The sequence below is a fragment of the Polyangium sp. 6x1 genome (assembly GCF_029946515.1).
Classification (GTDB): domain Bacteria; phylum Myxococcota_A; class Polyangia; order Polyangiales; family Polyangiaceae; genus Polyangium.
In genome coordinates this window covers 192,852-218,098 of the sequence record NZ_JARZHH010000005.1, presented here as the reverse complement: position 1 = coordinate 218,098, position 25,247 = coordinate 192,852, and the positions used below count along the sequence as shown (strand labels likewise).

Sequence of the window (25,247 nt, the reverse complement as noted above, 5' to 3'; positions counted from 1 at the left end):
GTCATTGCGAGAACACCACCTCCCTCGGCGCCGCGATGGGCCCCTTCCCGCTGCCGCTCGATTGCCCCGATTCATCCGCGCCCCAGCACACGACGCGCCCGTCCGCGAAGGCCGCGCAGGTATGCGCCTCGCCGCAGCCGATCGCCTTCGCGCCCGCCGCGGCGGGCACCTCCACCGCCATCCCTGCGGTCACGGAATCACCCGTCCCAAGCTGCCCGCGGCGCCCGTCACCCCAGCAAAGCACGCGGCCATCGGCCTTCTGCGCGCACGCGTGCTCCGCGCCCGCGCACAGCGCCACCACGCCCGCCATTCCGACGACCGGCAGCGGATCCCTCGTGGCGGCGGGCGCCCCCCGGCCGAGCTGGCCACGCGCGTTGCTCCCCCAGCAGAGCACGCCGCCCTCCCCGAGCCCGCACGCGAAATCGCGCCCCAGCGCGAGCACGTGCACGGTCTTGCCGTCGTCCTGCGATCCGAAGTCGCGTTCGGGCTGTCGCGGTGCGAGGTTCGGCGGCCCGAACGGGCAGGCGACGCGTGGCACGCCGTTGACGTCGCTCAGCGTGCACAGCGCCGATTCGAAGGCAGCGCCACTCGCACTGTATACCTTGGAGCAAAGCGTCCCCGTCGGGCACGGCGGCGCGGGGCCGCGTCCCGTGAGGCGGAAGATGTCCATATCGTGGTGCGCGCCGGTGCACGCCGCGAAGGAGCCTGAATACTCCTCGGACCAGAAGAAGCACGAGCTGTCACGCGTGAGCACCGGCTGGGTCTTGGCGTGCTGGATGTGCTCGCCGGCGCGGCCCATGGCGCGCACGAGGACGGGGCTCGGGCGTTCGGAGCGGATACCGTCGCCGAGCTGCCCGTGATCGTTCTTCCCCCAGCACCAAAGGGCGTCCTCCTGCACGGCGCAGGCGTGCTCGGGGCCGGCGGCGAGGGCCAGCACGCCGCCGAGCCCGTCGCCGCCGCACTGTCCGGCGTCGTTCATGCCCCAGCAGCGCACCTGACCGCGCGCGGTGAGGAGGCAAGAGAAGGCGCGGCCAAGGGCCAGCGTGGTGCTCACGGGCTCAGGGGCGGCGACGACGGACGGCGGGGGCTCGGGGCGGCAGGCGGCGAGGAGAGCGAAGGCGAGGAGAATGCGGCGCATGCGGATGTATGGGGGGGAGAGGGGAAAGTGTGACGGTGACGGGTGGCGGCCTGTTGCGAGACCGATGAACGTTTTTCCCGCGACCGGGAACAGAGGGGCAAGCGTCCTCTCGGGCACCCATTCTTCGCGATCCGGGAAACCACCGGTCACCCACACGGACATCCATGAATCTTTGCAACTTCTTCTTCAAGACCGCCATCCCGTCCCTCACCCTCGCCCTGCCGGCCCTCATGGGCTGTGGCGGCTCGGAGCCCGCGGAACCCGGGCAACCTGGGCACGAGCTGCTCGCGCCCCCGGAAGCGGGCAAAGGCGTGCAATTCAAGATGGTCACGAAGCTCGACCCCGGCACCGAGGCCGAGCATTGCATGTTCGTGAAGGCGCCCGCAGAGGGGCTCTTCGTCAACCGTGACGAGGTGCGCTACTCGAAGGGGAGCCACCACTTCCTGCTCTTCCAGACGAGCTACGACGACATCCCGACCCAGAAAGACGACGGGACGGTCGTCGACACGAGCGGCGTGTTCGATTGCTCCGAAGGTGCGACCGACGGCTGGGAGGTGGAGAAGCTCGTCGCCGGCTCGCAGAACGCCGACGGCGACTCCATGCTGCGCTTCCCCGAGGGCGTGGCCATGAAGGTGCGCCCAGGCGCCGTGCTCCTCATGAACGCGCATTACATCAACGCCTCGATGAACGTCATCGAGCCCGAGGTCCGGGTGAACCTTTACACGGTCCCCGAGGCCGAGGTGAAGACGGAGGGCGACCTCCTCTTCATCTACAATCCCTTCATCTACGTCGGGGCGCAGGCCCAGGGCCGCGCGCGCATGCGATGCCCGGTGCACACGGACATCACGATCGCGAACGTGCAATCGCACATGCACGCGCGCGGCGTCGGGTATGCCGCGTCGATCGTCGGGCAGGCGGATCCGTTCTATACGAGCACCGAGTGGGAGAACGTGACCGTCAAGGATTTCGGCGAGGGTCTGAAGGTCAAGGCCGGCGCGTGGTTCGATTACTGGTGTGACTACTCGAACGCGGAGACGAGGGACGTGTTCGAGGGGCCGCGCTCGACGGACGAGATGTGCATGATCCTCGGCTCGTATTACCCGGCCGACCCGGCGACGGCGCATTGCCGCGCCGAGCCCGACGTCGCCGGCCAGCCGAACTTCATCGGCGCCGAGTGGGTGGGCAATGGCAAGGCGACGTGCGCCGAGTCGTTCGGCTGCGTGCAGCAGGCCCTCAGCGCAGGCCAGGAGATCACGCCCTGCGTGACGAGCTCCGACGCCGCGGTCTCGCGGGAGTTCTCCGATGCGTTGCGTTGCTTGCTGAAGAAGGCCGGCCCGGACCAGGATCCGGGGGTGGTCTGCAAGACGGAGCTCGACGCCTGCCTCGCGAAGTGATTCGGACGTAGGAGGCTCATTGCGGATTTGAAGGAGGAGCGGAGCGTTGCTGCCGCTGCCGCTGCCGCTGCCGCTGCCGCTTCCGCTGCCGCTGCCGCTGCCGCTTCCGCTGCCGCTTCCGCTACCGCTTCCGCTACCGCTACTCCGAACCTCGCAATGCTGCGCGCACATCGACCAGTGCGCCATTCGGCTTCACGCGACGCGGTAGAACATTTACAGCCGCCGCGATCCCCGCACCTCGCGGCGAGCTCCCTCCTGGCTCCCGGAGCGCCAGGCGAGCCCTCGCCAGCCGGCCAGATGCTCCTTCCCGCGAATGTGAACACCGGAGGGCTTGCCTCCCGGACCTCAGTCGAGATAACTGGGAACCCATCCACCATGCGTGCCCTTCTCCGTGCTCTGCCCCTCTTGCTTCTCGTGTCCTGTGGCCACTCCGCGACAAAAGCTCGCATGCAACGCGTGCGGACGGCGAAGGAGGAGGCCCGCATCCCCGGCGCGCGCCAGGCACAGGAATACGCCTCCGCGGTCCACGAGGCGTACAAGGCCGGTGACTACCGCAAGCGAGCCGAGCTCGGCGCGACCAACGCCAGTGACGCGATCTCCGTGATCGATCGCGCGATTCCGACGGCCGGGGTCGACGCGCCGACGCTCGTCGCGTGGCGCGCGACGTTGCTCCTCGACTCCGGCAAGCCGCGGGACGCCTACGCCGAGTACCACCGGTCGTTCGAGATGGGTCCCAACGAGATCGCGGGCAAGGCGCTGATCGAAGCGTACGGTCAGCAGAACCGGCCCGACCTCGTCGGCCCGGTGTGCGCGAAGACGGTCCCTGTGTTGCACAACGACGACGACAAGCTCGCGATGATCGCAACGTGCCGGAAGAACATGAACGCGCTGTCGCCCGAGGGCGAGATGGCATGGATGAGCCCCGAGCTGGTCACCTGGTATCAAGCCGAGAATGAGCGCCGCCTCGGTGCCCAGGTCGAAGCGAACAACGCGCGCATCGAGCGCCAGAAGCAAGAGCAGCACGTCGTGCGCGACATGGAGCAGTGCGCGGCGAACTGCAAGCGTGAAGGGCTGTACTGCCAGAACCGCTGTCGCCACGACAACGCATGCGAGAATCGTTGCGTGGAGATCAATCACGCCTGCCTCGATCGCTGCGAATCAGAAGCCCACGACAAGCTCGGCCGGTAAGCTTCCGCGGTGGAGACCGCAGCCCGCGCGGCCCGGGCGGCGGCCATGGGCTCGGCGTATGCGCTTCACCGTCCTTGTCGCGGGGTGATCAAAGTTGAGCGGTACCGGCTTCCGCCTCCGCTGCCGCTTCCGCTACCGCTTCCGCTACCGCTGCCGCTGCCGCTGCCGCTGCCGCTTCCGCTTCCGCTTCCGCTTCCGCTGCCGCTACCGCGAGGTTCATTTGAACCGATCGTGATCTCGCCCGCGTGTGGTCGACGTGGATCCCGGGTAAAGCAATAGAATGAAGGGGAAACCACTCCTCCTCTACCCAAAACAAGAGACGACAAACTGACCAGCTGCTCGGATGCACAAATCGAAGCGTGCAACCTCATCGCACGACCCTCATGCGCCGCGGAGGAGCATGATGAATCCAAGGAAAGGTGACCATCATGCTGAATCCAAAGTTAGTGCCTGCCCCGCTGCTGTTGTCGCTGTGCGGGGCGCTCGCCTCCTCTTGCAGCACGCCGGATCCCGCAGAGCCACCTCCTCCCGCGTGCACCCCCTACGACACATCGGTGCCGAAGCCTCTGCCCGGGCCGTTTACGGTGGTGCACGTCGAGCCCGGCACACCGCCGCCAGTTGCGCTCGCGTTGCAGGCATGCGCCGGGCTGCATAATCGCAGCGCAGGCGGGTCGGTGTACATCGACGCAGATCCGCACGATATGACGTGGCTGAACGATCTCGGCGCCGTCCCAACCGCGACCCTCGACGCACAACAATTCCTCGACTCTTGCGCCGCGACCTTCCCCGCGTGCGTTCGTTACGACTACAAAAGCCAACAATCGCTGCTCCCGAACATTCTCACCGTGGCTGCGGCGCTCGGCGCAGTGCCCGTGGACGGCAGCCTGAACATTCTCTGTGATAACCCCGCGTTCGACGCGATCGCAGAATTTTCGGATAAAAACACCCCAGCACTGGCGACCAAGTACGTCTTCGATACGTACGCCAAGCAGACAACTGGCCTGGCGATGCTCAACCCCGGGTACGAACCAGATCCTCAAGACAACGCGTCTCCAGCGATGACGCAGGAAATGAAACCTGCGCTCGTGGACTTCGTTTTCTCACAGAGACTGTTCGTGGTTTTTCTCGTGAATGGTTGCGTCGACGGGAACCCAGAGAAAGAGCTACTCAGCAGCATCGTCAACGCGGGCAACTGGGCAACGCCGCTCGGCGTGTATGGGTACAACAATTCGTGGAATGTCGCGGGCGGGTATCTGTACGAGGCACAAACACTCTGCCTGGACTCCCGCAACATGGGCGCCGTCGCCAGCGAGGCAGGCAATCTCTCGTTCTTCACCACACGCACGCCTCCGATAACGGGATCGGGTGCGGTCGTGCAAAATGAGCCCGAATCTCTGACCTACGACCCGAACAAGACCTACGTTGCGTTCGTCGTCGGGGATGGCGACAACATTCAATACCTCATGACCACGCGCCACGACTGGTTCCAGCAACGGATCGCCGATTGCGAGGCGAAGCCCGATGCCTGTCCACCGCTGACGTGGAGTATCTCTCCGCATCTCACCTCTCTCGCTCCCGATTTGCTCGGTTGGTATTACGAGCAGAGCCATCGCACGGGCAAGGATTACTTCGTCCTGCCACCCAGCGGGCATCTCTACGCGTATCCATCGTCGTTGGCCGAAAGTGAGCAAGACGTATTCGTGAAAGCGACGCAAGAGGACGCGTGCATCCTCGGCCTTACGGGTGTGGTCCATTGGGACTGGTTGGGGACCTGGCACGATGCCGAGGATCATTTCTTGCCAAAATACGCAACAGCAGGAGGCTCCATTCGTGGCGTGTTCCCCATGAACGTGCCCTATCTCTTACCAGCATTCACGTGGTGGCCGGAGGACCAATTCTTTGAAGTGCTGACCGGCGCAGACGGAGCCAAGCTCGCCTTGTTCCGGCCGCGCGAATGGCGAGGCGTCGATAGCGACACGGACCAATATCGCCTGACTCCACAACGAATGGCCGACGAGCTCGGTGGCTACCCCAAGGGCACGGTCACCTGGGTCTACATGACGAGCGATGGAGGGCTCACATTGCAGAACTCCTTCCTCACACTTGCCAAGCTCTTGCCTCCACACGTCCGTCTCGTGAGCACAGATGCGGCTGCGAGGCTTGCAATCGCTGCGAAATGACCAGGAGGGGTGCGCCTGGCCGAGGCGTTCCTCAACAGCGGTACACAATCAGATCCCGGTTGCCGCTTCCGCTGCCGCTTCCGCTGCCGCTTCCGCTTCCGCTTCCGCTTCCGCTTCCGCTTCCGCTTCCGCTTCCGCTTCCGCTTCCGCTTCCGCTTCCGCTGCCGCTTCCGCTGCCGCTTCCGCTGCCGCTTCCGCTTCCGCTTCCGCTTCCGCTTCCGCTTCCGCTGCCGCTTCCGCTGCCGCTTCCGCTGCCGCTGCCGCTGCCGCTGCCGCTGCCGCTGCCGCTGCCGCTGCCGCTTCCGCTGCCGGGAGGCGCATTCAAAGGCGCTTCGTCCGGGGGGGTCGAGCATGCCCGCGTGCTCGGGTGGCGCAAGGCCAAGCCGTGCTCGCCGTGCTCGCGCTTCGCGCTCCGCGCGGCTCCGCGCGGTGCTGCGCAGCCTTGCGCCACCCTCCGCGCGCGGGCGGAGGACGGGGGTCCCCGGTCGGGGAAGGAGGAAGCAATGGCTCTCAAGATCTACAGCGTCACGATCGAAATGCTGCGGGGGCTGCGGCCGGTCATCGAGAAGATCGGAAGGAAGGATCCGAATCTGGCCGATCAACTACGGCGCGCCGCCACGAGCGTGCCGCTGAACTTGCACGAAGGCGCATATTCGTTGGGGCGGAACGAACGAGCACGGTGGCACACGGCCATGGGCTCGGCCGCCGAGGTGCGCGCCTGCCTGGACGTGGCCGAAGCACTGGGATACGTGGACGAGGTGGACGCCCAGCTGCGCGACACGCTCGACCACATCATCGCCACCCTGCACCGGCTGACACACCGTTGAGGCGAACAGCGGGCCGTCCTCCCCCAGGACGGCCCGCCCCCATCGCCAGGATCACAGCGGCCATGACGTCGCCCGGTCAGGGACGTAAGAACGCGGAGCGATCTCCCTTGCACCCTCCCCTCCTACCCCTGTAACGTCCCACCCCCATGCGTCATATCTCCCTTGTCGCTCTTTTCGTCGGATTGAACGATCTCCTCACGAATCGAAAAGCCGCTCTCGTGAGCTTCGCCTCCGGCGCCGCCAGCACCAAGCTCCTCACCGCCAAGCGCGACGCCATCGGAAAACTCCCCTCCATTGCCGCGGGCCGACCCCTCGCCGACGATCTCGGCGCCGCCGACGTCCGCCATGACGCCCTCGGGTATGCCGTCTGGCACCTGCTCGAAGCCTACGACCGTCACCCCGACATCCCCGAGCACATTCGCGCGGCCGCTCGGAAAATCCGCGCCGCTTTCATTCCCACCCTCGAAGACCTCGGGGCCAGTTATCCGGCCGAGGCCAAGGCCGCCATGGACCGAAAGCCGTCGCTCACGAGCCTGCAATCGGAGCTCGCCCTGTTCCCCGTCGCCGGCGGCGGCACCCTCCACGATTGGGCCGATAGTTTCCTGCATGCCGGCGTCGCCATCGATTCGCTGCTCAGCGCACGCGCCGACCTCGAAACGAAGACCCGCAAAGACGCAGCCCGCCTCCGCGGCGAGGTCGTCGGCCTCTTGAATCGCACTCGCAAGAACCTCGCGCTGGAGCTCCAGGAAGATCCGAGCCTGCCCAAAGACCTCGACGCGCGTGTCTTCGGTTACCTCGACCTCCTCGAAAAGAGCGCCGCCGACGCGCAAAAGGGCAAAACCTCGCCCGAGATTCCCCCGGCGCCCCCCGCGACCGAGGCGCCCGCCGCCACCCCGTAGCGCCTCGGACCTGCTCCCCTCTCCCGCCGCCTTTCCCGGCGAGCTGCTCCCACCTGCCCGCGTCACCTCCCGCCAGCACGCGCGACGAGAGCCGAAGACGTCCCCGGTGCCACCCCGCGCCCGAGCCGGGCGTCTCCGACCTGCTCGCGGTGCATTCACGAGGCACGAGCGAGCTTCACGGGCCTGTTCGCGAGGCCATTCGAGAGCCCCTTACGGCCTTCTCCGACCTACCCGGAGGGGGGTGGGCTCGGGTGTTCGGGCAGGTCCGACCTGCTCGGAGGGGGGTGGGCTCGGGGGTTCGAGCAGGTCCAGGAAGGAACCGGTGGGGATGGCGTGCCTCACCGGGCACATCGGCTCAGCCGGCGATCCCGGCCACCCGGTCGGCCGAGCAGGTCAAAGAAGCAATGCCCGCCCCCAAAATGCCCCGGGCCAGCGCCATTGACGCGCGCGCCGCGAGGCACGTACCCTGACGGGATGAAGCATCTCTTCAAGCTCGCTTGTGTTTCGATATCCGTGATTCTTCTCGCCGGCTGCAGTGACGGCGGCGGCGGCAGCGGCGGTAGCGGCGGCAGCGGCGGCGGCGGCGGCGGCGGCGGCAGCGGCGGCAGCGGCGGCGGCTCCATCCCCGTCGCGCCGACGAGAAACGATGACCGCGACATCCTCTCGACCGGGCTCGCCCTGGACGTCACGGCAATGACGGGCGAGGCCACGATCGAGCTCTCCCCCGCGGACAAGCCGGGCGCGTCGTTCGAGGTGCAGGGGCTCGTCGTCCAGAGCGTCGAGGGAGTGAGCGGGCCGCTCGAATATGCGGTCGCGGAGGGAAGGCTCGACGTGGGCGTGAAAGAGAGCGCCGAGAACACCACGCTGAGAGTCAAGTACACGTTCACCACGCAGAAGAACTTCGACGGGTATCTCGCCGAGGGCCTCACGTTCCTGTGGCCGCGCTTCTGCGGGAACCTGTTTCCCTGCAAGTCCGTGCCCTCGGAGGGCGTGAAATTCGAGATCGCGCTCGCAGGCGTGCCGATGGGCCAACAGGCTGTCTTCCCCGCCGAGATCCCGGCCGACGCGCCCACGTACATGCCGGCGCTCGCGATCGGCGAATACACGCACATCGAGCTCGGCGCGACAAAAGCGGGCACGAAGGTGGGCGTCTACCACTTGCCCGGAGAAGAGGCGGCCGCGACCGACGGGACGAAGGATCTCGCGGCCGTGTTCGATTGGTACGAAACGACGTACGGCTCGTACTCGTTCGGCGGCGAGGTCGCGTCGGTCTCGGCGAATTGGGGCCCGGGCGCGTACGGCGGCATGGAGCATCACCCGTACTGGCACGTGGCGCGCGACGCGATGAACGATCCGGAGGTGCACGCGCACGAGGCGGCGCACGGCTGGTTCGGCAATGGTGTGCGTATCGCGTGCTGGGAGGATTTCGTGCTGTCCGAGGGCACGGCCTCCTACCTCGCGGCGCGCGGGCTCGAGGCCGCGGCGGGCATGGCCGCGGGCGAGAAGATCTGGAGCGATTACCAGACGAGGCTCGACGACGCGATCCAGAACGAGGACACGGTCCTCATGCTGGACACGTGCAATGCGATCGACCTCATCACGCACCCTTTGTGGTCGAACATCACCTACATGAAGGGCGCGTTCTTCTATCGGGCCGTGGAGGCCCAGGTCGGACGCGACAAGCTCGACGCGGCGATGGCGAAGTTTTACGGGACCTACAAGAACCGCGCGGCCCGCATGCAGGACATGATCGACACGATTCAAGCCGAGACGGGCGCGGACATCTCTGTCCACGTGAATGGCTGGCTGAAGGGGCTCGGAAAGCCCTGACGGTCACTTCCTCGGCACCCACGTCGTGACCGCCGCGAGCCACGACTCCGCGTCGCGCAGCGTCGGTTCGTCCGGAAGCTCCGCCATGAACTGGAACCACCTGAGCTGACCGTCCGTCGCGTACGCGAGGTGCAGGATGCACGTCTCCTCGGTCTCTACCCGGCAGTCGACGCATGTACGCTGCACCCACACGCGCTCGCGCTCGATGAGCACGAACACGTTGCCCCTCGAGCCCACGAGCCTCTGCGCGCCGTCCGGTAAGGGTATCCGTTCAAACATGGTCGCGAAGCTGACGCGGTCGTTCTTCCCGCACCTGTCGAACGGGCTCATGGAACTCGGCCAGTCCTCCTTCTTCGGGCAAGGCCTGCCGAGATCCGCAAACGCCGGGGGCAGAGACGAATCGACCTCCGGCGTCTCGGGGCGCAGCTCGGGGCGAAGGGAGCCGCCATCCGCCGACGCGCAAGACGATCCAGCGAGGAAGAGGGCCACGGCGAACGAGGCGCGCATGGACCTACCTATCACGAAAGGTGGGGTCACCGACAGGGCATGTCCACCGGCGAGGTCGCGGCGGAAGAGGGGCCTCGGAAAACCCTGACGGGTCAGTTCCTCGGCTCCCACGCCGCGATCGCCGCGCGCCACGCATTCGCGTCGCGCAGCGGCGATTTGTTCGTGAGCTCCGCCTGCATCTGGAGCTGCATGAGCTGCGCGTCCGTCGCGTACGCGAGCGCCGCGATGCCCGTCTGCTCGGTGAACGACCGGCACCAGACGCACGTCCCCTGCACCCACACGCGATCCTCCTCGATGTACACCTGCACCTTGCCCATCGAGCCCTCGAGCTTCTGCGCGCCCTCCGGGAGGGGCAGCCGGCGAGGCGCGACGATGAGCCCGACGCGGCCGTCCTTCCCACACCCGATGGCCGGGCTCTCGTAGGTCGGCTGCTCCGGCGGCGGGCAAGGCTCGCCGAGCTTCACGAACTCCGGGGGCAGCGGCGCAGGGGTCTGCTTCGTCGGCTCGGGGCGGGGCTCGGGTCCGATGGATCCGTCGTCCGCCGACGCGCAGGAGAGGGAGAAACCAGCGAGGAAAAGGGTCGCGATAAGGAAGGCGCGCATGCACCTCCCTACCACGGAAGGTGGATCACGGACAGGGCATGTACACCGACGAGCTCGCGTTCGTCGTCACGTAGACGCGCATGTACGTGCCGTGCACGTGCACGCTGCTGACCTCGATCTTGTGGACCTGGGCCTTCATGCAGCCCTGGCCGCTCGCGAACGAGATGTCGTTCGAGAGCTTGTCGCGCACCGACTTGAGCCGCTCGCCGATGTCGAGCCTGAGCGCGTCGCGCGCCTGATCCCGGATCTTGTCGGCATCCATCGAGGCCTTGAGCGCGAAGAGAAAGCTCTTCGTCTCGATCGTCGGCTCGAGGTCGGGGATGCGCAGCTCGTTGTCCACGACCGTCGGATGGCCGGTCATGAAGAGGTCGCCGTCGAGGTCCAAGCTGACGGGGTTGTCGACGTGCCCCGCAATGTGGAGCTTGAGCACGAGCTGATCCTTCGCGGCGTAGATCTCGGGCTTCTCCATGTAGATCTTCGGGTGCTCCTTCGAGAAGAAGAACTTGCCGTCGGTGAAGACGAGGCCCATCGCCTTCGCGAGCTCGTCGTACTTCGCCACGATCGGCACCGTCACCGTGAACGGGCCCGGCTGGAGCGTGGCCACGTTCGCGAGCGGCGGGAGCTTCGCGTCGGGGTTCGGCGGGGCGCAGGGGATCGTCACGGAAGGCGCGACGACGAGCGCGAGGTCTTTTTCGAAGCCGCCGGCGAGGACCGTCGGCCCCGCCTCGACGGAGACGACCTGGAGGGCCGCGCAGCCGTTCGCGTCGCCGAGCGGGAGCTCGATCGGGCGCGAGAGGCGGCCGTGCGCCTCGGCGAGCGTCGGGTAGAGGTCGTACTCGAATGCCTCGAGCTTCTCTTTCACCGCCGCCTTGACCTTGCCGAGGATGTCGGCAGCCGCGTCCGCGGCCTTGATCACGCGGTCATCGCTCTTCACGTTGACCTCGAGCGATTGCAGCTTCGCCTTGTACTCGCTCGTCACGACGGGCTCGGCGAGGATCGAGAACTCGAGCGGGACGTCGAGGCTGCCAATGGGCATGTCCGCGTTCGCGTCGACGTGCAGATCGAGCGCGATGCGGCCCTGGTTGAAGCGCACCGCGATGTTGCCGCGCGTCCAGGTGTACTTGCGCTCGTTGCCGAGCATGGGGAACGTGCCGTCGCCCGTGCGCGGGACCGCGGTCTCGAGCTCGCGCTGGAGCGCGGCGCCGGTGATCGTCGCGTGCACGACGACGCGCGAGGGGACCGGATCGGAGACGGGCTCACCGGGCGTGGCCGGCGGGCGAGGCGGATACACCGGCGTGCCCGCGCCGCACCCAGCAGATACGACGACAGCGGCGAGGAGGACGGCGAGCGAGGTTCGCGACATGGGCGCAAAAGAAGACGGATGCACCGCGGCTGTCAAGCCTCCACCACGTCGGCTCTCCAAACATGGGTCTCAGCTGGGAGGCGCCGCGCCGGGGCGCTGCCCCGGGCCCCGCGGGGGCTGTTCGCCCCTCGCCCCGAACCAGGGCCAGCCCTGGACCTCAGGGGGAAGAACTGCGCGATGCGCAGTTCTTCCCACAGGCCAGTGGCAAGACCATGGGGGGCTCCTCACGCTTCGACGGGCCTCGCCGGTTGAACCGTCGGCGCGCCTGTCCGCGTTGGCAAGGTCGTCGCTGGTCTTGACCCGGCCTGTTCGATGAACTGCGCGATGCGCAGTTCATCGACCCCGAGTCCAGCGCTTGCGCTGGTCCAGGTCCAGGGGCGGACAGCCCCGGTGGGGTCTGGGGCAAAGCCCCAGCGAAGCGGCCCCCAATGGCCGTGGGGGATTGCCCTGCCAAACGAGAAAGTCGACGCGCGAAGGTCGTTGCGGAGGCGGCCCTCGGCTTGATAGGGTCGAAGCATGGCGGGCGCGGAGAAAGCCATGGTGTGGCTCTTCGGCGCGGGGGAGCGCCAGGGCGCCTACCCGGAGACGTTCGACGCCGAGCTCGCCTTTCAGTCGTGGAAGATCCTGCGGGTCTCCGGGCTCATCTGCGCGCTCGCGTGGCTGCCGTACCTGCGGCTCGACGCGGCGCTGCACCCCGAGCTGCCGTCGCTCTTGCCCCTGCGCCTGAGCCTCACGCTCGCGGGCGCGTTGACGATCGTCTTCTCGCTCTTCCCCGCGGCACAGCGCCACGCGAGCCGCGCGCTCTTCGCGCTCTGCATGAGCCTCGAGTGCGCCACCGGGCTCATCACGGGGCTCGCGAGCGGCCAGAGCCCGTACCTCGGCGGGTTCATGTTCGTGCTCATGCTCGCGCCGCTCGCGCCCGTCCGGCGGCGCTACGCGTGGGGCATGCTCCTCGCGGCGATCCTCGTCTTCTGCGTGACGGGCATGCTCGCCGGCATGGACTTCGAGGGGCCCGACCGCAGCTATGCGCTGCAGGACCTCAGCGCCGCGGCCCTGGTCTCCGGGGTGTTCGTGCACCTCAGCGATCGGCTGCGGCGGCAAGGCTGGACCAAGGGGAGCACGATCCAGCACCAGTCCGCGGAGATCGTGCGGGACAAGGCGAAGATCGACTCGCTGCTCTGCAACATCCTGCCGGCGCCGATCGCCGGGGAGCTCACGCGCGAGGGCTCGGTCAAGCCTGTGTTCCACGAGGAGGCGACGATCGTATTCGCCGATTTCGTGGGCTTCACCGCGAAGGCCGCGACGATGCCGCCCGAGGCGCTCGTCGCGACGCTCGACGCGTATTTCTGCCGCTTCGACGCGATCGCGGACCGCTCGGGCGTGGAGAAGCTGAAGACGATCGGCGACGCGTACATGGCCGCGGCAGGGCTGCCGGCGCCGACGCGGACGCACGCGGTGGACGCGTGCTTGTTCGCGCTGCGGATCCGGCGCGACGTGGAGGCGCACGACGCGTGTTTCCAGGGCGTGCGTATCGGCGTGCACTCGGGGCCGGTGATGGCGGGCATGGTCGGCGCGAAGAAATTCGCCTACGACGTGTGGGGCGACACGGTGAACACGGCGAGCCGCATGGAGTCGTCGGGGGAGCTCTGGCGCATCAACCTCTCGCGCACGACGTACGATCGGGTGAAGGATTTCTTCGAGCTCTCGGCGCGCGGCGCGGTGTCGGTCAAGGGCAAGGGCGAGCTCGACATGTATTTCCTGGAGCGCCTCTTGCCCGAGCTCAGCCGGGACGAACAGGGCGTCGAGCCGAACGACGTGTTCTGGGAGCGCTACCGCGCGCTGCAATCGAATGTGCTTGTCTCGGGCGGCGATCCCCGGAAGGATGAGCGCCGCGCACGATGACGACCGAAGTCTCGGAAGGGCCCGCGATCCCCAACGCCGACCCCAAGGCCCTCCCCGCCAGGTACCCGAAGTCGATCCCGTCCATCATCGGAAATGAGGCGTGCGAGCGCTTCAGCTTCTACGGGATGCGGAACATCCTGACGGACTTCCTGATCGGGTATCTCCTGCTCGATCTCGTGGAGAAGGAGCGGGCCGGGGCCGCGAAGGAGGTCTTCCACATCTTCGTGATGGGGGTCTATTTCTTCCCGCTGCTCGGCGGGTGGATCTCGGATCGCTTCCTCGGCAAGTATCGGACGATTTTCTGGCTCTCGCTCCTCTACTGCGTGGGGCACGGCTTCCTCGCGCTCTTCGAGGGGAGCAAGACGGGGTTTTACGCGGGCCTCTTCCTGATCGCGCTCGGCTCGGGCGGCATCAAGCCGTGCGTGTCGTCGTTCGTCGGCGACCAGTTCGACCAGACGAACAAGCACCTGGCGCGCGTGGTGTTCGAGGCGTTTTACTGGGTGATCAACTTCGGCTCGTTCTTCGCCTCGCAGCTCATGCCGAGGGCCCTCAAGCACTGGGGGCCGAGCATCGCGTTCGGGATCCCGGGGATCTTGATGTTCATCGCGACGCTCATCTTCTGGATGGGGCGCAAAGAATACGTGGTGGTCCCCCCCTCCCCCGCCGATCCCCATTCCTTCGGCAGCATCGCATGGACGGCGCTGCAAAAAGGCCGCGGGGCGGGGCGCGCGCTCGCGGGCCTCGGCGTGCTCGGTTTCGTCGGTTCGTTTTTCCTGATCCCCACGCTCGGATTCGTCGCGTCGTTTTGCCTCGCGATCGTGGCCTTCCTCGTGCTCGCGGGCCCAGGCGTGCTGCTCTCGCTCGAAGCGGCGCAGGGCGAGCACCCGGACGAGGACGTCGAGGGCGTGCGATCGGTCTTGAAGGTGCTCGTGGTGTTCGCCCTCGTCACGCCCTTCTGGTCGCTCTTCGATCAGAAAGCCTCGACGTGGATCATCCAGGGCAAAGCCATGGTGCTGCCCGGGTGGAGCATCCTGGAGACAGCGTCGCAGATGCAGGCGATCAATCCGCTGCTCGTGATGCTGCTCATTCCCTTCAACAATGCCGTCACGTATCCGCTGCTCCGGAAGGCCGGCCTGAACCCGACGCCGCTCCGGCGCATGACGGCGGGCATCGCGATCGCAGGCGTGTCGTGGATCGTGATCGGCGTGATCCAGCGCTGGATCGACGCAGGCGAGCAGGTCTCGATCCTCTGGCAGCTCCTGCCGTACACGATCCTGACGCTCGGCGAGGTGCTGGTCTCGACGACGGGCCTCGAATTCGCCTACAGCCAGGCGCCGGCAAAAATGAAGGGGACGCTGATGAGCTTCTGGTCGCTCTCGGTCACCGTCGGCGGGCTCTGGGTGCTGATCGTGAACGCGGGCATGAAAAACGAGCGGCTGACGAGCGCCATCACGGCGCAGACGGGCCTATCGACGACCGCATTCCAGATGTTCTTCTTCGCCGGCTTCGCGTTCCTCTTCGCGCTGGCATTCGGCGCGTACGCGATGCGGTACAAGAGCGTGGAGCATTATCGGAAGGCGTGAGCGGGCGCCTCGGCTTCCGTGGGCGAGACCTCGCCCTGCCCGTCGCCTTCCGCATCGCCGGCAGCCGCAAGCAAGAAGATTTCGCGATCGATTTCGGGGCGCAAAACGGCGAGGCGCTCGTCCCCGTCGACGTGCGCGAGCAACGCGCCGGCGGCGTCGCGGTATTCGTGGAGCGTGAGGTCGCCGCGACAAACGAGGAGGCGCAGCAGGATCGCAGCCTCGGACGCGACGTCCGCGAGGTTGTAGTGGCGCACGGCCTCGCGGCCCTCGGCGCCCTTCGCCCAGAGGCCCTCGACGTCGGAGCCGTCGACGCCGACCTTGCCAGGCCAGCCGCAAAGGCAAGCGAACGAGGCCATGCGCGCCGCGCGGCCGGCGCCACGGAAGCTCACGGCGTCTTGCAGATCGACGTGCTTGTTCCCGCGGTAACGATCCTCGAAATCACGATCCCAGAGCCACGGCGCCACGATGCCGTGGCGCACCGAGCGCGCAATGACGAGCGGCAAATCGAAGCCGCGGCCATTCCACGAGACGAGCACCGGGCGGCGCTCGCCCACCATGCCCACGAAATCACGCAGGATGGCCGCCTCGTCGCCGCCCGCGGGGCCGCCGAGCAGTCGCGGCGGCTGCACGCGGACGTGGCCGCTCTCCACGACGAGCGCGAGGATCGCACCCGAGACGATGGCGAGGTGCGGCACGGCCGGGACACGGTCCGGATCCGCGCCTTCGGGGAGCGGGTTGTCCTTGTCGAGGATCGCCTCGAAATCGAAGACGACGTACGCGGTCATGCCTCGAAGCCCCCACGCTCTTCGGTGATCATGCGGACGATCTGCTCGAGGTCACGCGTCTCCTCCTCCCAGTACGCCTCGGTGCCGAAATGGGGGAACGTGCGCGGGAAGATGGGGTCGTGGAAGCGGCGGGCGATCCACGCCGCATAATGGACGCGCCGCAGGCCACGCAGCGGCGTCGCGAGGCGGAGGCTCTTTCGATCGAACGCACGGAGGGCCTCGTACCCTTCGAGGAAGCTCTCGAGCGCAATGCGCGCCTCGACGCCCTCCCCCGGCAGGAGCAACCAGAGATCCTGCACGGCCGGGCCCACGACCATGTCGTCGAAATCGACCACGGAGAGCACGCCGTCCCGGAGGAGCAAGTTCCCGAGGTGCAGATCGCCATGAATGCGGTGGACAGGCGTGCCGTGGATGCCCTCGTCCACGAAGTCGGCGATCACGCGCGCGGCGCGCTCGTACCGCGGGAGGAGGCGCGAAGGAATCGACCCCTTTTCGCGGAGGAAAACGACGTTTTGCCGGACGAACGTCTCCGCCTCGAGGCGGACGCGGTGCGCGGCAGGTCGCCCAGCGCCGACGTTGTGGATCCGCGCGGCGAGCATGCCGAGGCGCTGCAGGAGGTCGTCGTCGGGCTCGTCCGGGGCGCGGCCGCCCATGCGCGGGAAGAGGCAATACGAGATGCCATCGATCGTGCCGAGGGTGCCGCCGCCGCGGAGCGTTCGAGGGAGGCAAACCGGGACCTCGGCCTCGGCGAGATCCGCGAGGAAGAGGTGCTCTTCGAGGATCTGCTCCGGGCTCCAGCGGCCCGGGCGGTAGAACTTGGCGACGAGCCGCGAGCGGTCCTCGAGCTCGACCTCGTAGACGCGGTTCTCGAACGAGTTCAGCGGGTAGCAGAGGGGATTGACGGGAAAGCCCGCGTCCTCGACGGCCTCGAGGACCTTGTGCGGCGTGAGCGAGAGGAAGAGATCGGTCGTGTTCATGCGCGTCCGCTGCCGGAAGATCCGCGTTCGGCGCACTCCGCCCGGCCAGGCCGAGCCGCGCCCCCGAACCCCCGGAGCGCATACTTGATACCATCACGGAGGGTGCCGCGCGTCCTCAGGCTGCCGAGATCGGCACCGATCTCGACGAGCGTGCGGGCGATCGAGGGCTGGATGCCCGTGATGACGACCTCGGCGCCGAGGAGGCGGATGGCCTGCGCGACCCGGACGAGCGCCTCGGCGACGGACGTGTCGGCCTCGGGGACGCCCGTGACGTCCACGATCGCCACGCGCGCGCCCTGGGCGACCACGCCCGCGGCGATCGTCTCCAGGATGCCCGTCGCGCGCTCACCCGTGATGCGGCCGATGAGCGGCGCGACGAGGATGCCGTCGCCGATGGGGATGAGCGGCGTGGAGAGCGCGCGGAGGGTCTCTTCCTGCGCCTCGATGACCTTCGCTTGGGCCTCGTTCTGCCGCTGCACTTCGTCGGCGTGTCGACGCGCCGTGACGTCGACGACCGCGATCTGCGTGGCCTCCTCACCCTCGAAGAGGACAGGCCGCGCGGCGACGTCCGCGTAGATGATGGTGCCGTCCGCGTGGACGTAGCGCTCTTCGATCGGCGGGAGCGCGACGCGTCTCTCTCGGCTCTGCCGAAGGCGCGAAAGGAGGAGCTCGCGATCGTCGGGGTGCACGATACGCATGACGTTCATCCCGACGAGCTCCTCGCGCGGCAGGCCAAGGAGGCGCGAGAGGGCCTCGTTGACCCAGAGAAACACGCCGGCCCTGTGCACGGCGAGCGGGAGCGGCGCGAGCTCGGTGAGGCCACGCCATCGCTCCTCGCTCTCACGCAGCGCACGCGTGGCCCGGACCTCGGCCGTGACGTCCTGGAAGACCGCGAGGATCTGCTGAAGCTCGCCGCGCTCGTCGCGCACGACGACGCTCGATAGGCGGACGTCGACGATCTCGCCGCTCTTCTTGACGAACTGCGCGTCGGCGAGGTCGACGCGCCCCTCGCGCCGGAGCTGCGGGAAATGCTCGGCGAGGGCGCGCGCGCGCGTCTCTTCGGTGACGAACTCGATCGAGCGGCGGCCGAGGACCTCATCGCGGCTGTAGCCGAGGAAGTCGAGCCAGCGATCACTCACGGTCGTGAGGCGGCCGTCGCGATCGAGCGAGTGCATGAGGGCCGGGGTGCGCTGGTAGAGGTCCTGGTAGCGCTGTTCGAGCACCTCGAACGCACGGCGCTCGGTGTCGCGGCGTTGCTCGTAGACGGCAACGGCGGTCCTCACGAACTCGTCCGACACGAGCTCGACGCGCTCGATGGCCTCCCCGGCGAGCTCGGCCGTGGGCAGGGCGCGCAAGGCGAGGCGGGCAAAGGCGCGGCGGCCGGCCGTGACGCCCGCGAGCACGTCCACGAGCGCAGCGCCCTGCTCCTGCCTGCGCGTAAACACCTCGATCCCGAAGGTGCGCAGGCCCTGCGCGTCGACCTCGTCGAGGGCGTCGAGGTAGATGTCGACGAGCCGGGAAGCCATGGCAACCTGCGCGCTCTGCGGAAAGGTGCCGTAAAACGGGACAGCCCTGGGAATCTCGACGAGCAAGGTCGCGATGAGGTTGTCGCGCTCGGGGAGGAGCGCCGCCTTGAGCGTGCTCGTATCCATGAGGCCCAGTTCTATCACGGCGCCGCCGCGCCGGGCGATCCGGCCTTGCAGCGCGCCGCCGAGGCAGGTAGCCCTTGCAACATGAGCGAAGCGACCCCGGGCGGACGGCCCGCCGGACACGGCCATGGGCAAGGCAGCGAAGAGCTCCCCTCGATCGACGTGAGCGAGCGCGGCGCGCCGCGCGACGGAAAGCCGCAAACGATGGATCGGCGGCTCTTCATGCAGCTCCTGGTCTACCAGGTGCCGGGTCTCTCCAAGCTATCCGAGCTCCGCACGCACGCGCAGGCCATCCGCGCCGCAATCACGAGCAAGGGCGTAGGCGCCGTCGTGTACGAGGACGTGAACGATCCCCAGAGCTTCGGGCTGCTCACATGGAGCGAGGATCCCGCGGCATTCGTGGAGGCCGTGCGGCCAGCGCTCGTGGAGTCGGGGCAAACCGTGTCGCTGCGGCCCGACATGACGATGCTCGGACGAACCTATTCGACAGGCTACGAGCAAGACCTCGAATACTGGCTGCTCCGGCGGCCCGCGGAGACCGTAGCGAACCCGGCATGGCCCTGGGCCGTGTGGTACCCGCTGCGCCGAAGCGGGGCCTTCGCAAAGCTCGAGCCGCGAGAGCAAGGCTCGATCCTGCGAGAGCACGGGACCATCGGGAAGGCCTACGGAGCAAAGGATTTCGCCCACGACATCCGACTCGCATGCCACGGGCTCGACGCGCGCGACAACGAATTCGTGATCGGCCTCGTAGGCAAGGAGCTGCACCCGCTGTCGCACATCGTGCAAACGATGCGAAAGACGCGACAAACGAGCGAGTTCATCAGCCAGATGGGGCCGTTCTTCGTGGGACGGGTTCTCGGGTAGAAGCGCCGCGCCGGGGCGCTGCCCCGGACCCCGCGGGGGCTATCCGCCCCTCGACCCGGACCAGGGCCAGCCCTGGACCTCTGGGCATCGACTGCGCGAAGCGCAGTCGATGCGGGGAAAGATTTTCAAGCTGTCCGCCCCCTCTTTGCAGGGCCAGCCCTGGACCATTTGGGGAAGAACTGCGCTCCGCGCAGTTCTTCCCACAGGCCGCCGCTGGTACCGCGTCGCCCGCTGAGCCGTCAGCGCGGCTGTCTTGGTAGGCAGGATCGCCTGTGGTCTTGACCTGGCCCGTTCGATGAACTGCGCGGAGCGCAGTTCATCGACCACGAGTCCAGCGCTTGCGCTGGTCCGGGTCCCGGGGCGGACAGCCCCGGGTGGGGCCTGGGGCAAAGCCCCAGCGAAACGGCTCGCGACAAGACCCCGCGCCCTGGGGGACTTCAGTACGACACGTCCATTTCGAGGATGACCGTCTGGATGCCTTCGACCACGCCGTCGCGGCGGGTTGGGTAGACGGTCACGGATGCGCGCTTGTTCGAGACGAGGTCGACGAGCGTCGAGATGTAGCCGGATTGCAGCGGGGAGTACCAGGGAATGGCCCACGCTGGGATGCCGCGCTGCACGAAGGTGATCGTGCCTGGTGCGAACGAGTTTGCCTCCCATTCGCCGAAATCGTAATAGCGCGTCGCGATGAGACGGAAGCGTGAGGGGAAATCGTCGATCGAGCGGCCTTGGATGAATGAGCGGTAGGCGTGCTCGGCGTCGTACTTGGCTTGCGCGCGGCCCTGACCTTGCGCGAAGATCTCGAGCTGGACGTTTGCGAGTGCTGCGCACCCGGCGCTCGCTGCGACGAGCGGGAAGAAATCGTAGAAGCTTGACGCGAGGAAGGACTGGGCGAGGTATTCGCGCAGCACGGGATCGCGGAACGAGCTCGCGAGTGTTGCCATCCCGCCGTCGAGGCGCGTCGAGACGTAGTGAAGCATGCCCTTGTAGGCGATGCCCTTCACCCGGAAGGGGCTCCGGCCTGCGGGGCGCGGCAGACGCTCGAACCAGCGGCGATCGCTCGCTGGGGAGACGCTTGGTGGTGGGAGATCGACCATGCGGCTCGATCGGGGCTCGGGTGGCGGGGACGAGGGGCGCTGGCCTGAGGACTCCGAGAGCTCGCGGAACGAGGAGAGGCCTGGCATCGTGGCTGCCATGCCGAGCGTCGGGTCGGACGAGGGCGGGGACGAGGGCGGGATTGAGGGGAAGATGTCTGCGAATGCGCGGGAGCGGATGGAGGGCGGCGGGGGCTCGACGCTCTTCATGTTGGCGAGGGCGTCGAGCGCGGCGGCGACGGCAACGCCGTCTGCGGGGCGGGCGCCGGGCTCCTTCGCGAGCAGACGCGCGACGAGGGCGTCGAGGGCCTCGGGGACGTCGTGCCGGCTCGCGCGCAGGCGTGGGGCGTCCTCTGCGAGCAGCTTCGTGATGATGGCCATCGGGTGCGGGCCGTGGAAAGGGGGTTGGCCCGCCAAACATTCGTAGAGGAGACAGCCGAGCGAGAACACGTCGGCGCGCGCGTCGACGTACCGTTTGTCGCCGCGCGCTTGCTCGGGCGCCATGTAGCCGGGGGTGCCGAGGACGTTGCCGGTGCGGGTCAGGCCGCTCGATGCGTCGTCGAGGCGGGCGATGCCGAAATCGAGGAGGCGGACCTTGTCGATTGCGCTGTCGACGAGGAACACGTTGCTCGGCTTGACGTCGCGGTGGACGATGCCGCGCGCGTGGGCGGCGCCGAGGGCCACGGCGATGCGGCGTGCGAGGTCGAGGCTCTCTTCGAGGCGCAGGGGCTCGCGGGCGAGGCGTCGATCGAGGCTCTCGCCTTCGAGCCACTCCATCACGAGGTAGGGTTCGCCGTCGGGCGAGATGCCGTGCGTCACGTACCGGACCACGTGCGGGTGCTCGAGCCCCGCGAGGGCCTTGGCCTCCTTGAGGAAGCGTGCCTGCGAGGTCGTGTCTGGCGCGTGGAGGACCTTGATCGCGACGAGCTTCGTCGTCTGCCGATCGAGCGCGCGGTACACGGATCCCATGCCGCCGACGCCGGCGCGCTCCAGAATGGCGAAGCGTCCGTCAACGACGTCTCCCGTGCGCATGGGACCGGATGATGCCCGAAGGACATCCGCAGTATCAAGGTGCTCGTGCGCGCTTCGTTCAGGCGACCCGGATCACCTCGTTCGGCTTCTGGGTCGGCGCGGGAGGATCCCGGATGATGGGCGGCTCGGGCGGCGGCTCGCCGGGGACGGGGCTTGGCGCCGGCGGCTCCTCGATGGGGCCCTTGCGGATGCGGGGCTCCTCTACGGGCGGGGCCTCGGGTCGCTCGGGCGGACCGGGGGGCGTCTTTTGATCCGTTCGGGTCGTCTCGATGGGTCGGGGGAGGGTCATGCTCCGACGAACGCAAGCGTGGTGCCCGGGGCGCGTGTGCGTCCTCGGTCGGGCGCTTTACGGGGCTGATAACGACGGGTATCCTGGCGGGTATGGACCTCGAACGGATGCTGGAGAACTGCCGGCGTGATCAGTGGCGCGTCGGCGACCTCGACTGGACCCGGAAGCCTCGGGCGATGTCGCGGGAGGACGAGATCGCGATCGTGCAGCTCTTCACGGACATGTCGGGGATCGAGCGGCTCGCGGGCGCGCTCTTCCGCGAGCAGGAGCGGCGCGTGGAGGATCCGACGCTGAAGGCGATCTTCCGGTCGTTCGTGGTCGACGAGGTGCGCCACGCGCACGCGGCGCAGATGCTCGCTGATTTTTATGACGTGCATCATTACAAGCTGTACGGACAGAGCCCGAGCCTGACGGCGTTCGCGCCGCATTTCGTGGACGCGATCCATTATTTGAGCGACGACGTGGCGAACGCGTACATCGTGGCCGGGGAGCTCATCCTGGACATCGCGCTCCTCCGGTCGATCAACGATTTCGTGCACGACGAGATGAGCCAGGAGGCGATGACGCTCATCAACCGCGACGAGTCGCGCCACATCGCGATCGACTACTACATGGCCGAGTATTACGGGTCCGAGGCGTACGAGCGGCGGATGGCCGAGCGCGAGACGAAGCTCTCGATCGCGGAGCGGGCGCGGGGTGCGAAGGCGTTTGTGTTCATGATGCATTCGGCGCATCCGTTCATCCGCGACGTGTTCCTCGATCCGATGAACTTCGTCGATCCCGAGGGCAAACGGCTGCGGGACGCGTTCAAGCGGATGCAGCTGCTCGGCCGGAAGGAGGAGACGCCGCGGCGGCCGTTCACGCGGTTCTTGCGGGTCCTGCAGGATGGGGTCGATCACCCGATCACGGGCCGGCTGCTCGGGGATCTGTTCGGCCGCGTCGGGGGCGTGGGCAAGGAGTTCATGGCCCGGCAATACGACGACACAGAGCTCGCGCGGGCCCGGCGCATGTCCTACGAGGACATGGCGAAGGACGCGCTCTCGGCGAAGGATACGAACTAGCGTTTGGCGCGCGGCCTGCACGAGGGCGCTGATGCTGCGCGGTGTCCGTGCCGAGATCCGGATGGCAGAAAGAGCGTCAATTCGGCGGCGCACCGTTTGTACGACGATGAACCAATCGCGCCACGACGAACCCGCAGAGGGACGCGAGGAGCGGCATCGAGCCCGATTTGCCAATCAAGCCAAACGCGACGCAAAGAAGGACGAGGCGGAGGACGAAGATGACCGTGGGGCGCGCGCGCTCCCCCGTCTCGCGGTGGATCCGCTCGCCCTCGGTCACGGCCTTCGCGTGCGCCCAGCCGAGCGCGAATCCAAGGGCGAGGAAGAGCAGGACGCGAAGCAAGAGGTTCGTCACGGGGCCTCCGGTTTCGGGATCGCGGCGCCGAACGCCACCTTGCCGCCCACGATCACGCGGTCGATCTTCGCGTCGAGCAGCGAGCGATCCGCCGCAAGGGCGCCAGCAAAGACGGTCAGATCAGCGACGTAGCCCGGCGCGATCCGGCCGTGCGTCGCCTCGGTGAAGGAGGCGTAGGCCGGGCCCGCGGTGAAGGCGGCGAGCGCTTCGTCGAGGGTGAGGCTCTCTTCGGGCATGAAGCCGTCCGGCGGCGCGCCCGAGGGGTCTTTTCGGCTGATGGCGGCCCAGAGGCCGAGGAGAGGCGAGGTCTCTTCGACGGGGAAATCCGAGCCGAAGACGAGGCGCGCGCCGACGTTTTGGAGCGAGCGCCACGCATACGCGCCGCGCAGGCGGTCGGGGCCGAGGCGCGCAGGCGCCCACGGCATGTCGCTCGTCGCGTGGGTCGGCTGCATGGAGGCGAGGACGCCGAGCGCGGCGAAGCGCGGGATGTCCTCGGGCGCGAGGACCTGCGCATGCTCGACGCGAAAACGCAGCGCGCGGGCCCGGCCCTCGCCGAGCGCGGCGTAGGCGTCGAGGACGTCGCGATTCGCGCGGTCGCCGATGGCGTGCACCGCGAGCTGGAATCCCGCGTCGGCGACGATGCGCGCCGCGTCGGTGAGCGTTTTTCGGTCTGCAATCGAGATTCCCACGCTCTTCGGCTCGTCGGCGTACGGCGCGAGCAATGCGGCGCCGCGGGAGCCGAGGGCGCCGTCGGCGAAGAGTTTTACGCCGCGCAGGACGAACATGGCCGTCCCTTGCGGGTCGACGTCGGGTTTTCGTTGCGACAACGTGGAGAGGCTCGGTCCACCGGCAAGATAGGCGTACACGCGGATCGGGAGCCGGCCCTCGGCCGCGAGCTTGCGGTAGACCGCGACGGTCGCGTCGCCGATGCCCATCTCGTGCACACCCGTGAGCCCGAGCGAGAGAGCGCGCTCCGCGGCGCGCAGGATGCGGCGCTCGATGACCGCGGGCGGCTCGCCGGGCATCTTCGCCGTGACGAGGTCCATGGCATTGTCGATGAAGACGCCCGTCGGCGCGCCCATGGAATCACGCAGGATGCGGCCGCCCGGGGGATCGGCGGTCTTCGCGTCGATGCCGGCGAGGCGCAGGGCGGCGGCGTTCGCCCAGAGCGCGTGCCCGTCGATGCGCTCGAGGGCGACGGGGTGATCGGGCGAAGCCGCGTCGAGCGGGTCGTGCGTGGGAAAGGCGGCGGGGGTGAAGAGGTTTTGATCCCAGCCGCGGCCGGTGATCCATTCGCCCGGCGCGCGGCCTTTTGCTTCGACGGCCACCAGGCGGGCGATGTCCTCGGGGCTCTTCTTGCCGCGGACGTCGAGGCTCTCGAGCGCGGCGCCGAGGCCATGGAGATGGCAATGTCCGTCGACGAGGCCGGGGATCACCGCGCCGCCGGAGAGCCGCTCCACGCGGGTCTCCGGGCCGATGAAAGCGCGCACGTCCGCGTCGGTGCCGACCGCGACGATTCGATCGCCCCGCACGGCGACGGCGCTGGCCTCGGGGCGCGCCGGATCCAGGGTGCGGACAGCCCCGCCGAGGAGGACGAAATCGGCGGGGTTTTGCGATTGCGTGGGTGGCGCGGGAGCTGCCCCACAGCCGAGGGCCAGGGGCGCGAGGGTCGCCACGAGGAGGGCGCTTCGGAGCATTGGGGCCCACTCTAGCAGCAGAGAGGGACCGGGC

At 67.9% G+C, this 25,247-nt stretch carries 22 protein-coding genes; 10 read left to right on the top strand and 12 right to left on the bottom strand.

The window, feature by feature from the left end:
• Position 1: 1 nt before the first annotated feature.
• Positions 2-1,138 carry a hypothetical protein gene (locus tag QHF85_RS08240; protein ID WP_281326527.1) on the bottom strand — a complete coding sequence of 379 codons (1,137 nt, stop codon included), beginning with the start codon at positions 1,136-1,138 and terminating at the stop codon, positions 2-4.
• A gap of 164 nt (positions 1,139-1,302) precedes the next feature.
• On the opposite strand from QHF85_RS08240, the gene QHF85_RS08235 reads away from it, so the two are divergent.
• The 3 genes from QHF85_RS08235 to QHF85_RS08225 all read left to right on the top strand — a co-directional run bounded on the left by QHF85_RS08235 (position 1,303) and on the right by QHF85_RS08225 (position 5,900).
• Positions 1,303-2,532, top strand: coding sequence for a hypothetical protein (locus QHF85_RS08235; protein ID WP_281326526.1), 1,230 nt, complete (start codon positions 1,303-1,305; stop codon positions 2,530-2,532).
• A 447-nt stretch (positions 2,533-2,979) separates the two neighbouring features.
• Positions 2,980-3,720, top strand: coding sequence for a hypothetical protein (locus QHF85_RS08230; RefSeq protein WP_281326525.1), 741 nt, complete (start codon positions 2,980-2,982; stop codon positions 3,718-3,720).
• A 428-nt stretch (positions 3,721-4,148) separates the two neighbouring features.
• Positions 4,149-5,900 carry a hypothetical protein gene (locus QHF85_RS08225; RefSeq protein ID WP_281326592.1) on the top strand — a complete coding sequence of 584 codons (1,752 nt, stop codon included), beginning with the start codon at positions 4,149-4,151 and terminating at the stop codon, positions 5,898-5,900.
• 48 nt (positions 5,901-5,948) lie between these two features.
• Here QHF85_RS08225 and QHF85_RS08220 read toward each other — a convergent pair whose 3' ends face one another.
• On the bottom strand, positions 5,949-6,221 hold the full coding sequence (locus QHF85_RS08220) for a hypothetical protein (RefSeq protein WP_281326524.1): 273 nt from the start codon (positions 6,219-6,221) through the stop codon (positions 5,949-5,951).
• Positions 6,222-6,403: 182 nt separating this feature from the next.
• Here QHF85_RS08220 and QHF85_RS08215 point away from each other — a divergent pair, with 182 nt between their 5' ends.
• The 3 genes from QHF85_RS08215 to QHF85_RS08205 all read left to right on the top strand — a co-directional run bounded on the left by QHF85_RS08215 (position 6,404) and on the right by QHF85_RS08205 (position 9,456).
• A complete protein-coding gene (locus QHF85_RS08215; RefSeq protein WP_281326523.1) occupies positions 6,404-6,727 on the top strand; it encodes a four helix bundle protein in 324 nt (107 codons plus the stop codon).
• 146 nt (positions 6,728-6,873) lie between these two features.
• The gene (locus QHF85_RS08210; protein ID WP_281326522.1) at positions 6,874-7,626 is read left to right on the top strand and encodes a hypothetical protein; all 753 of its coding nucleotides are present in this window, start codon (positions 6,874-6,876) and stop codon (positions 7,624-7,626) included.
• Between the two features lie 474 nt (positions 7,627-8,100).
• Positions 8,101-9,456: a M1 family aminopeptidase gene (locus QHF85_RS08205; RefSeq protein ID WP_281326521.1), complete on the top strand. Its 1,356-nt coding sequence runs from the start codon at positions 8,101-8,103 to the stop codon at positions 9,454-9,456.
• 3 nt (positions 9,457-9,459) lie between these two features.
• Here the strand turns inward: QHF85_RS08205 and QHF85_RS08200 are convergent, their stop codons facing one another.
• The 3 genes from QHF85_RS08200 to QHF85_RS08190 all read right to left on the bottom strand — a co-directional run bounded on the left by QHF85_RS08200 (position 9,460) and on the right by QHF85_RS08190 (position 11,928).
• Positions 9,460-9,963, bottom strand: coding sequence for a hypothetical protein (locus QHF85_RS08200; RefSeq protein WP_281326520.1), 504 nt, complete (start codon positions 9,961-9,963; stop codon positions 9,460-9,462).
• A gap of 92 nt (positions 9,964-10,055) precedes the next feature.
• Entirely contained in the window at positions 10,056-10,565 is a 510-nt protein-coding gene (locus QHF85_RS08195; RefSeq protein ID WP_281326519.1) for a hypothetical protein, read from the bottom strand.
• A gap of 25 nt (positions 10,566-10,590) precedes the next feature.
• Entirely contained in the window at positions 10,591-11,928 is a 1,338-nt protein-coding gene (locus QHF85_RS08190) for a DUF4403 family protein (protein WP_281326518.1), read from the bottom strand.
• A gap of 516 nt (positions 11,929-12,444) precedes the next feature.
• On the opposite strand from QHF85_RS08190, the gene QHF85_RS08185 reads away from it, so the two are divergent.
• Together QHF85_RS08185 and QHF85_RS08180 are read left to right on the top strand one after the other, a co-directional pair.
• The gene (locus tag QHF85_RS08185) at positions 12,445-13,830 is read left to right on the top strand and encodes an adenylate/guanylate cyclase domain-containing protein (RefSeq protein WP_281326517.1); all 1,386 of its coding nucleotides are present in this window, start codon (positions 12,445-12,447) and stop codon (positions 13,828-13,830) included.
• Positions 13,827-15,413, top strand: a complete 1,587-nt coding sequence (locus QHF85_RS08180) for an oligopeptide:H+ symporter (protein WP_281326516.1) — start codon at positions 13,827-13,829, stop codon at positions 15,411-15,413. Before QHF85_RS08185 ends, QHF85_RS08180 begins: the two co-directional genes overlap by 4 nt.
• Here the strand turns inward: QHF85_RS08180 and QHF85_RS08175 are convergent.
• Genes QHF85_RS08175 through QHF85_RS08165 form a run of 3 tightly spaced genes read right to left on the bottom strand, consistent with a single transcriptional unit; the run spans position 15,398 to position 18,827 of the window.
• The gene (locus tag QHF85_RS08175) at positions 15,398-16,198 is read right to left on the bottom strand and encodes a hypothetical protein (protein WP_281326515.1); all 801 of its coding nucleotides are present in this window, start codon (positions 16,196-16,198) and stop codon (positions 15,398-15,400) included. The genes QHF85_RS08180 and QHF85_RS08175 overlap by 16 nt on opposite strands.
• Positions 16,195-17,175, bottom strand: coding sequence for a serine/threonine protein kinase (locus tag QHF85_RS08170; RefSeq protein ID WP_281326514.1), 981 nt, complete (start codon positions 17,173-17,175; stop codon positions 16,195-16,197). Before QHF85_RS08170 ends, QHF85_RS08175 begins: the two co-directional genes overlap by 4 nt.
• The gene (locus QHF85_RS08165) at positions 17,172-18,827 is read right to left on the bottom strand and encodes a PAS domain S-box protein (RefSeq protein ID WP_281326513.1); all 1,656 of its coding nucleotides are present in this window, start codon (positions 18,825-18,827) and stop codon (positions 17,172-17,174) included. Before QHF85_RS08165 ends, QHF85_RS08170 begins: the two co-directional genes overlap by 4 nt.
• Before the next feature lie 81 nt (positions 18,828-18,908).
• Between QHF85_RS08165 and QHF85_RS08160 the strand changes: the two genes are divergently transcribed.
• The gene (locus QHF85_RS08160) at positions 18,909-19,688 is read left to right on the top strand and encodes a chlorite dismutase family protein (RefSeq protein WP_281326512.1); all 780 of its coding nucleotides are present in this window, start codon (positions 18,909-18,911) and stop codon (positions 19,686-19,688) included.
• Positions 19,689-20,125: 437 nt separating this feature from the next.
• Here the strand turns inward: QHF85_RS08160 and QHF85_RS08155 are convergent, their stop codons facing one another.
• Together QHF85_RS08155 and QHF85_RS08150 are read right to left on the bottom strand one after the other, a co-directional pair.
• A complete protein-coding gene (locus QHF85_RS08155; protein ID WP_281326511.1) occupies positions 20,126-21,814 on the bottom strand; it encodes a serine/threonine-protein kinase in 1,689 nt (562 codons plus the stop codon).
• A 58-nt stretch (positions 21,815-21,872) separates the two neighbouring features.
• Positions 21,873-22,103 (bottom strand): hypothetical protein, encoded by a 231-nt coding sequence (locus QHF85_RS08150; RefSeq protein ID WP_281326510.1) that lies wholly within the window; start codon positions 22,101-22,103, stop codon positions 21,873-21,875.
• Positions 22,104-22,195: 92 nt separating this feature from the next.
• Between QHF85_RS08150 and QHF85_RS08145 the strand changes: the two genes are divergently transcribed.
• Positions 22,196-23,164: a hypothetical protein gene (locus QHF85_RS08145; protein ID WP_281326509.1), complete on the top strand. Its 969-nt coding sequence runs from the start codon at positions 22,196-22,198 to the stop codon at positions 23,162-23,164.
• A 76-nt stretch (positions 23,165-23,240) separates the two neighbouring features.
• Here the strand turns inward: QHF85_RS08145 and QHF85_RS08140 are convergent, their stop codons facing one another.
• Together QHF85_RS08140 and QHF85_RS08135 are read right to left on the bottom strand one after the other, a co-directional pair.
• Entirely contained in the window at positions 23,241-23,516 is a 276-nt protein-coding gene (locus QHF85_RS08140; RefSeq protein WP_281326508.1) for an ATP synthase subunit I, read from the bottom strand.
• A complete protein-coding gene (locus QHF85_RS08135; protein WP_281326507.1) occupies positions 23,513-25,213 on the bottom strand; it encodes an amidohydrolase in 1,701 nt (566 codons plus the stop codon). Before QHF85_RS08135 ends, QHF85_RS08140 begins: the two co-directional genes overlap by 4 nt.
• Between the last annotated feature and the right edge of the window lie 34 nt (positions 25,214-25,247).